This window comes from Nostoc sp., from assembly GCF_036917575.1.
GTDB lineage: Bacteria > Cyanobacteriota > Cyanobacteriia > Cyanobacteriales > Nostocaceae > Nostoc.
This window is the reverse complement of the sequence record NZ_JBALDC010000017.1, coordinates 116,842-124,746: the sequence shown is the minus strand read 5'-3', so window position 1 is coordinate 124,746 and position 7,905 is coordinate 116,842. Positions and strand designations below refer to the sequence as shown.

The 7,905-nt window shown below is 42.8% G+C and carries 6 protein-coding genes; 1 reads left to right on the top strand and 5 read right to left on the bottom strand.

Annotated features, from left to right (window positions below):
* Window positions 1–239: 239 nt before the first annotated feature.
* A complete protein-coding gene (secA, locus tag V7K79_RS04050; protein ID WP_335044944.1) occupies window positions 240–3,032 on the bottom strand; it encodes a preprotein translocase subunit SecA in 2,793 nt (930 codons plus the stop codon).
* Window positions 3,033–3,788: 756 nt separating this feature from the next.
* On the opposite strand from secA, the gene V7K79_RS04045 reads away from it, so the two are divergent.
* Window positions 3,789–4,493: a Uma2 family endonuclease gene (locus V7K79_RS04045; protein WP_335044942.1), complete on the top strand. Its 705-nt coding sequence runs from the start codon at window positions 3,789–3,791 to the stop codon at window positions 4,491–4,493.
* A 172-nt stretch (window positions 4,494–4,665) separates the two neighbouring features.
* Here the strand turns inward: V7K79_RS04045 and urtD are convergent, their stop codons facing one another.
* The 4 genes from urtD to urtB are packed head-to-tail and all read right to left on the bottom strand — an operon-like array spanning window position 4,666 to window position 7,783.
* Window positions 4,666–5,412 (bottom strand): urea ABC transporter ATP-binding protein UrtD, encoded by a 747-nt coding sequence (gene urtD, locus V7K79_RS04040; RefSeq protein WP_335044940.1) that lies wholly within the window; start codon window positions 5,410–5,412, stop codon window positions 4,666–4,668.
* Window positions 5,387–6,505, bottom strand: a complete 1,119-nt coding sequence (gene urtC, locus V7K79_RS04035) for an urea ABC transporter permease subunit UrtC (RefSeq protein WP_335044938.1) — start codon at window positions 6,503–6,505, stop codon at window positions 5,387–5,389. Before urtC ends, urtD begins: the two co-directional genes overlap by 26 nt.
* The gene (locus V7K79_RS04030) at window positions 6,502–6,630 is read right to left on the bottom strand and encodes a hypothetical protein (RefSeq protein WP_335044936.1); all 129 of its coding nucleotides are present in this window, start codon (window positions 6,628–6,630) and stop codon (window positions 6,502–6,504) included. The genes urtC and V7K79_RS04030 overlap by 4 nt, the downstream gene beginning before the upstream one ends.
* The gene (gene urtB / locus V7K79_RS04025) at window positions 6,623–7,783 is read right to left on the bottom strand and encodes an urea ABC transporter permease subunit UrtB (RefSeq protein ID WP_335044934.1); all 1,161 of its coding nucleotides are present in this window, start codon (window positions 7,781–7,783) and stop codon (window positions 6,623–6,625) included. The genes V7K79_RS04030 and urtB overlap by 8 nt, the downstream gene beginning before the upstream one ends.
* Window positions 7,784–7,905 lie beyond the last annotated feature (122 nt).

Below are 7,905 nucleotides of genomic sequence, written 5' to 3'. Positions count from 1 at the left end.
CTGCCTCCTGCCTCCTGCCTCCTGCCTCCTGCCTCCTGCCTCCTGCCTCCTGCCTCCTGCCTCCTGCCTCCTGCCTCCTGCCTCCTGCCTCCTGCTATATCATGTCCGCTTGATTACTTACTAAACCTGAAGAACCGCACCCCGCATTTGAGTAAAACAAATGCGGGGTGCGGTTGTTTATTTACAAAGACACAAAAGTACTCTCTGCGCCTTTGCATCTATGCCTAATATATCCCCCACTACACCATCTCAGATGAAGCCTGCACCATCTGCTGCGGCTGCGGCTGGAACATAAACAACGAGTACACCACATCTCGGCGAATGTTAACCATCATATCCAAGAACAATTCATACCCCTCACTCTTATACTCAATCAGTGGGTCTTTTTGCCCATAACCACGTAATCCTACCGATTCGCGCAAGGCATCCATTTGTTGCAGGTGTTCCCGCCACAGTGTATCAATGCGTTGCAAGATAAAGAAACGTTCCGCTTGGCGCATTAGTCCGGGTTGAACTTGGTCAATCTGCGCTTCTTTGAGGTCGTAAGCAATTCGCACCTGTTCGTGGAGGAAGGCTTTTATCTCGCTGACGGTGATATCTTCTAATTGACTCGCTTGTAAATCCGCTAGCAGATAGACGAATTCTTTGACTTTCTCAACCAACTTTTCTAACTCCCACTCTTCTGAGGGCAAGTCTATATTGATGTAGAAGTCAACGATATCATCCATCGTTTTTTCAGCGTATTTAATCACCTGTTCTTTCAAATCTTGACCTTCTAGGACTCGGCGGCGTTCGGCGTAAATAGCACGACGTTGATTATTCATCACTTCGTCATACTCAAACACCTGTTTACGAATGTCGTAGTAGTAGGTTTCAACTTTTTTCTGTGCGCCTTCCAAACTGCGGGTAAGCATCCCAGATTCGATGGGCATATCTTCTTCTACTTGGAAAGCATTCATTAATCCAGCAACGCGATCGCCACCAAAAATCCGTAGTAAGTTATCCTCTAAACTGAGGAAGAATCTCGTGGTTCCGGGGTCGCCTTGTCTTCCTGCACGTCCGCGCAACTGGTTATCAATCCGCCGCGATTCGTGGCGTTCTGTACCAATTACGTGCAAACCACCAATTTGTACTACCTCATTGTGTTCGCGGGTAGTAAATTGTTCGTATTCCTGCTTAACACGGTTGTATGCTTCCCGCAACTTCTGAATCACGGGGTCGTCGATGGGAGCTTTTTCTGCGGCCACAGCTACCTTCTCTTCAGCTTCCAGTTCCGGTAAACTGCGATCGCCATACTCACGCACGGCAATTTCTACTGCATCTTTAAGTAGTTTTTCGGTTTCTTTTGTCAACTGAGTCGGGAAAATTTCTGGCGAAGCCCGCCAAGTTTTGACTTTCTTACCAGGGACAAAGCCTTGACCACCACCATGTCCTGTAGGCAATCCGGCTGCTCTTTGCACGCCAAAGGCATCTTCATCTTCTGGCATGACGATCCGGGGCATAAAGTATTCCCGCAGCTTTAGACGTGCCATATATTCGGAGTTACCACCCAAGATGATGTCTGTACCTCTACCAGCCATGTTAGTAGCAATAGTAACAGCACCTTTGCGTCCGGCTTGAGCGACGATTTCCGCCTCACGTTCGACGTTTTCCGGTCGGGCGTTAAGTAATTCGTGGGGAATCTCCAGTTGCTTCAATAGCCGACTAAGAAGTTCGGATTTTTCTACACTAGTGGTTCCCACTAATACAGGTCTGCCGAGTTCGTGCATTTCGGCACATTCTTTAGCGATCGCTCCCCACTTGCCTGCTTCTGCCTTAAAGACCATATCAGACAAATCTTCGCGTCTGCGATCGCGGTTGGTGGGAATTACCGCAACTTCCAATTTGTAAATTTTTTCAAATTCTGGTTCTTCCGTTTTCGCTGTTCCTGTCATTCCGCCCAGTTTTGGATACAGCAAAAACAGATTTTGATAAGTAATTGTCGCTAGAGTTTGAGTTTCTGGCTGAATTTCTACGTGTTCTTTGGCTTCAATCGCCTGATGTAGTCCATCACTCCAACGCCGTCCGGGTAGTACCCGACCGGTAAATTCATCTACAATTACCACTTCCCCATTGCGGACGATGTAATTTACATCTTTGAGGAAAAGTTCTTTGGCTTTTATTGCATTAAAAATAAAGTGCGCCCAAGGATCTTCTGGATCAAATAAATCTGTGACTCCTAAAAGATTTTCTGATTCGGCAAACCCTTCATCTGTCAATAACACGTTACGAGCTTTTTCATCGACATCGTAATGCTCGTCTTTTTTGAGTGTGAATGCTATTTCAGCGGCTTGCAGATATTTTTCTGTCGGTCTTTCCACCTGCCCGGAAATAATTAGCGGTGTCCGTGCCTCATCAATTAAAATCGAGTCTACTTCGTCAATCACGCAATAATTGAACGGGCGTTGCACCACATCTGCCATTGATGTCGCCATGTTATCTCGCAAGTAGTCAAATCCTACTTCGCTGTTGGTGACATAAGTAATATCGCAATCGTAATTTTTCTGGCGTTCGCTAGGAGTCATGCTTGACTGAATTAGCCCCACACTTAACCCCAAGAACCGATGCACCTGTCCCATCCATTCTGCGTCCCGACGAGCCAGGTAATCGTTGACGGTAACGACGTGTACACCTTTACCAGTAAGGGCATTTAAGTAACTCGGCAAGGTTGCAACTAGCGTTTTACCTTCGCCGGTTTTCATTTCGGCAATTTGCCCCACGTGCAAAATGATACCGCCAAGGAGTTGGACATCAAAGTGTCGCAAGCCTAAGACTCGCCGTCCTGCTTCCCGAACAACGGCGTAAGCTTCTGGCAATATGTCATTTAGAGTTTCGCCTTTAGCGAGCCGTTGTTTAAATTCAACGGTTTTACCTTTTAACTCATCATCGGAAAGAACCTTAATTTCTTCCTCTAAAAGGTCAATTTCAGTAACAGAAGGTTGGTATTTTTTAAGCTTACGAGCGTTGGGGTCGCCCAACAAAAGTTTTAGCATGGCAGGTTATAGAACTGAATCAAAGGGAATGGAAATTAAAGGGTAGGCATTGATTATAAACATTTAACCCAGCCCAAACGTCTTGGTTGTGGATGGGTGTGAAATGAGAATTACCTCAAAAGCAGGATAAAAACCAGCCAATCATTTAATAAACTGATTGGTTTTAACTCTTATCTTATATTTACTCTTTCTTCATAGTATCATTTTGCCCCTATATAGGGTCAGAGAGGGAGCTTTCAAGGGCAGGTTTTTAGAAAAGGGTAGATGATGGGATAAAACATCGTGACACAAAGCAGGTCACTGCTTCAGTACTCAGGCTTATATAGGTGGATCGCGATCGCTAGCCAAAAGCCACCATATTTGCAGGAGTTTTCATGTATTTGAACCATATCTGTCGTAAGGGCACAGCAATGCTCATTGGTGTCAACTTAAGAAGATAAAGCCCAAAGAAAGTTGAGTGTAAGCGTCAATCTCAAGGGTGGCGCTTATATCGTGTTTGGTTAAAGACTTCTCATTAAGACCGCAGTTCTTGCTGGGGGCAGGGAGCAGGGGAGAAAGAAAACTATCATCTAAATTAATTGATTAATTTATTCTCTGCAAGTCCCTAATCAAACATAGGCGGTTAAACTATATCGAAAAGCATTGCTTTCATCAAACTGGTTAACCGTTTACTGATGAACGCCAGTTGCTTCAACGGGGAAAACCCCCGCAACGTACTGGCTCCTGTTAACTGATAACTGTCAACCACCAAGTATTATGTATAATTACAATCCCTTGGACTGCCTACCTTCATCGGCGGAATTACCAGATTCTAATGATACCCCTGTGGATAACGAACTACAAATATTAATTCCTAATTTATTGTTAGCCATCTTAGCGTCGATTTGGCAAACCCGTGATGACTGGTTTTTCGGTATCAACATGGGAATTTACTATACACCATTACAACCTGCTATAGTCCCCGATGCGTTTTTGAGTTTAGGTGTTGAACGTTTTGTTGGAGAAAACGGACGTTCTAGTTACGTTTTCTGGGAAGAAGAAGGGATTGTGCCCATTTTAGCTTTAGAAGTGGTTTCTCAAACCTACAATGGCGAATATGAACAAAAGAAAATAGACTATGCTCAATTAGGCATTTTATACTATGTCATTTATGCACCAACGCGGTTACGTCGTAAGCGTCAACCTTTAGAAGTTTATCGCTTAGTTGAAGGTAAGTATATTTTACAACTTGGCGATCAAATTTGGATGCCAGAAATTGGTTTAGGGATTGGACGAGAAGAGGGTATTTATCAAGGAAGAACACGAGAATGGCTGTTTTGGTATGACCAAGATGGTAACAGATACCAAACTCCAGAAGAGGTAAATGCACAACAGCAACAACAGCTACAACAAACTCAGCAACAGCTGCAAGAACTTTTAGCCAGATTACAACAACAAGGAATTGACCCAAATTTACTATGAACTAACCTTGGCTAAAACTTTCGACAGCCAGAGGTAAGTAGGTCGGCGTAAATAATTATTGTTGAAATAAGGCAGGGGGCAGGGGGAGAAAGAGTTTGAGCCTTATTTACTTTTATTCACAAAGTTTGGTTTTATTGCACCGACTTACTTATAGAAAGTGCAATTGAGTTTTTCATTCCTCCGATTTTCCTAGATATACTTCAATCACACGAGAGTCATTTTGCACTTCTTCAAAATTTCCTTCGCACAGCACCGAACCTTCATGCAATACTGTTACTTTTTTAGCAATTTGACGTACAAACTCCATATCATGTTCAATTACTAAAATTGAATGACTTTGGGCTAGTGTTAAAAGTAGTTCGCCGATGTTGTATGTTTCTTCATCTGTTAAACCAGCAACGGGTTCATCAACAAGTAATAAATCTGGGGACTGCGCTACTAACATCCCAATTTCTAAACGTTGCTTTTCTCCGTGAGAAAGTAAAGCTGCTCTGATATCGGCTTTCGGAGTTAAACCGATAGTTTCTAATAATCCTTTAATATTATTTTTTTCAACAGCATTAGAACTTTCAAACAAAGTAGAAAAGACATTTTTATTTTTGTGACTGGTAATTTCTAAATTTTCACGGGGCGTTAAATTTAAATAAATTCGGGGTGTTTGAAACTTGCGCCCAATTCCCAATCGCGCAATTTTATATTCAGGTAAAGAACGCAGGTTTTTACCTTTGAATAAAACTCGCCCAACGGTTGGCTGAACTTTCCCCGTAATCACATCCAGAAATGTTGTCTTTCCCGCACCATTAGGGCCAATTACTACCCGCAATTCGCCCACATCCATGCTAAAGTTAAGCTGATTTAGCGCCTTAAATCCGTCAAAACTAACAGTTACGTTTTCAGTTTTCAATATTTTCGCGTTCATGTTGCACTTCGGGGTTTTCTTCCAAGGTGGGATATGTAGCAATTTCTTGACGACGGTGGAAAAGAGAAATATTCTGACTACGCAACCATCCCACGATGCCATCAGGAAGGACTGTGACGACTATCAAAAATAGTGCGCCTTGGAAAAATAGCCAGATTTCGGCAAATTGTTCGCTTAAAAAAGTGCGGGCATAATTTACTAATAAAGTTCCCACAATCGCCCCAATTAAAGTAGCGCGTCCCCCCACAGCTACCCAAATCACCATTTCAATCGAAAAAGCAATATCCATTGCTCTGGGTGATACAGAACCACTTTGAACGGTGTAAAATGCTCCTGCTACACCTGCGATCGCACCGGAAACTGCAAACACCACTACCTTAAAATCTGTAGGGTCATAGCCAGAAAATCTTACCCGACTTTCATCATCACGAATCGCTATCAACAACCTCCCAAAGCGTCCAGTTGTCAACCAGCGACAAATTCCGTAGGTGATGGCGAGAAACACCACCGTCAGCGTGTAGAAAACAAACTGCGTTTTGGCATCGCTGACCGTTGCTCCAAACAAAGTTGTAAAATCTATCAGTCCGTTCGTACCGTTGAATAGTTTTTGCTGACCGTTAAAGAAGTTGAAAAATACAATAGTTCCCGCTTGAGTCAAGATAGAAAAATAAACACCCTTGAGACGATTTCGGAAAACCAAATATCCCAACAATCCCGCCAATAACCCTGGAATTAGTACCACCAAAGCTATTGTCAAAGGAAAAGAATAAAAAGGTTGCCAAAATGCAGGAAGTTCTGTAACCCCATAAAGCCCCATGAAATCAGGCAATTCTCCAGTAGGGATTTGCAGTTTCAGATACATTGCGATCGCATATCCACCCAAACCAAAGAAAATACCATGTCCCAAACTCAATAAACCAGTATATCCCCAAATCAAATCAATACCTAAAGCTGCGATCGCCAGCGACAAAAATCGCCCCAACAAATTCAGGCGAAACTCCGACAGCAGCAGTGGCATGATAATTATAAGCAGGAGTGCGATCGTAACCACCACCCCCACCTCAATTAATAACCCTCCTCCCCTCTTCTTCATTCTCTGCGTCCTCTCTTTGGGTGAGGCTCCTGCGTCGCTAACGCTTCGCTATCGCTAACACCAGTCGCCTGCGGAGGGAAACCCTGCCGCAGCGCTGGTTCACTGCGTCTCTGCGGTTTAAACATCAACAGTACGTCCCTTCTGCGGAAAAATCCCCCCAGGCTTCCATTGTAAAAACACAATAATCAGCGCAAACACCATCACCTTAGCCATACTCGTCGTCGCAAAAAAAGTAAACAAATCAGCTAAAGGCTTTACAGGAGTCAACAACAAAGCCAAAGTACCAGAACCAATTAAAAAATTAGCCGTACCAATACCCAACGCCGCCACAATTGTCCCGGTTAAATTCCCCACACCTCCAACCACAACCACCATAAAAGTATCAATAATATAGTTTTGTCCTGTATTTGGCCCTACAGAACCAAGCAAACTAATCGCACATCCCGCCACACCAGCTAAACCAGAACCCAATGCAAAAGTAATTGCATCCACCTTTTGAGTTGGGATACCCAAACAAGCGCTCATACTTCGGTTTTGCGTCACCGCCCGAATTCTTAAACCCCAGCTAGAACGTTGTAAAAATAAATAAATTCCCGCCACACAGATTATTGTTAAAGCAATAATAAATAATCTGGCAAAGGGTAATTGCACACCAGCTAAAGACATCCCTGCTTGTAACCAAGTTGGTGCTGTTACATCTACATTTTGAGCGCCAAACCAAGGTTGAGTTACTGCTAACTGATAAGTTTGACTCAATAAATTGCCCGTTGTGATTGTCACTCCTAGCGATAATAAAAATATCACCGCCACAATCCAGTTACGAACTCTTCCTAAATCAGTGCGAGAATTTAAAATCCATAAACCTCCAAAAAACAACAGAGAAAATAAGCCTATACCAATTATCAATACCCAATTTACACTGCGAACAAACTGCTGAAAAATCAAACTTACTCCCCAAGTTGCCAATAGAGTTTCTAATGGGCGTCCATAAAGATAACGAATCACACCTTTTTCTAAAATTAATCCCACAGTAGCCGTGAATATAAATGCAATAATCAAAGCCAAAAATATATAAATTTCAAACCACACTCCACCCAATTGTTTAGAAACATTTTGCACAACATAAGTTGTATAAGCGCCAAACATCATCAATTCACCATGCGCCATATTTATGACGCCCATTAATCCAAATATAATCGCCAGCCCCAATGCAGCAATTAATAATACTGCACCAATGCTAATACCATTAAATACAGCTTCTAAAAATCCTGCTAACACTTATTTCTCCACATGCTAATTCGTAATTATGTTTAGGGTGTGTTATGGCATAAGTAACCAAACATAGCGACAAGAAATATTTTTATCGTAATGCACCAATTATATTGGTGTGTCGCACTTTG

Bases quoted from the DNA above. Each gene is read 5' to 3' on its own strand.
- urtD (WP_335044940.1), bottom strand. From the start codon at position 5,412: ATGAACGCGAAAATATTGAAAACTGAAAACGTAACTGTTAGTTTTGAC.
- V7K79_RS04045 (WP_335044942.1), top strand. From the start codon at position 3,789: ATGTATAATTACAATCCCTTGGACTGCCTACCTTCATCGGCGGAATTA.
- urtC (WP_335044938.1), bottom strand. From the start codon at position 6,505: ATGAAGAAGAGGGGAGGAGGGTTATTAATTGAGGTGGGGGTGGTGGTT.
- secA (WP_335044944.1), bottom strand. From the start codon at position 3,032: ATGCTAAAACTTTTGTTGGGCGACCCCAACGCTCGTAAGCTTAAAAAA.
- V7K79_RS04030 (WP_335044936.1), bottom strand. From the start codon at position 6,630: ATGTTTAAACCGCAGAGACGCAGTGAACCAGCGCTGCGGCAGGGTTTC.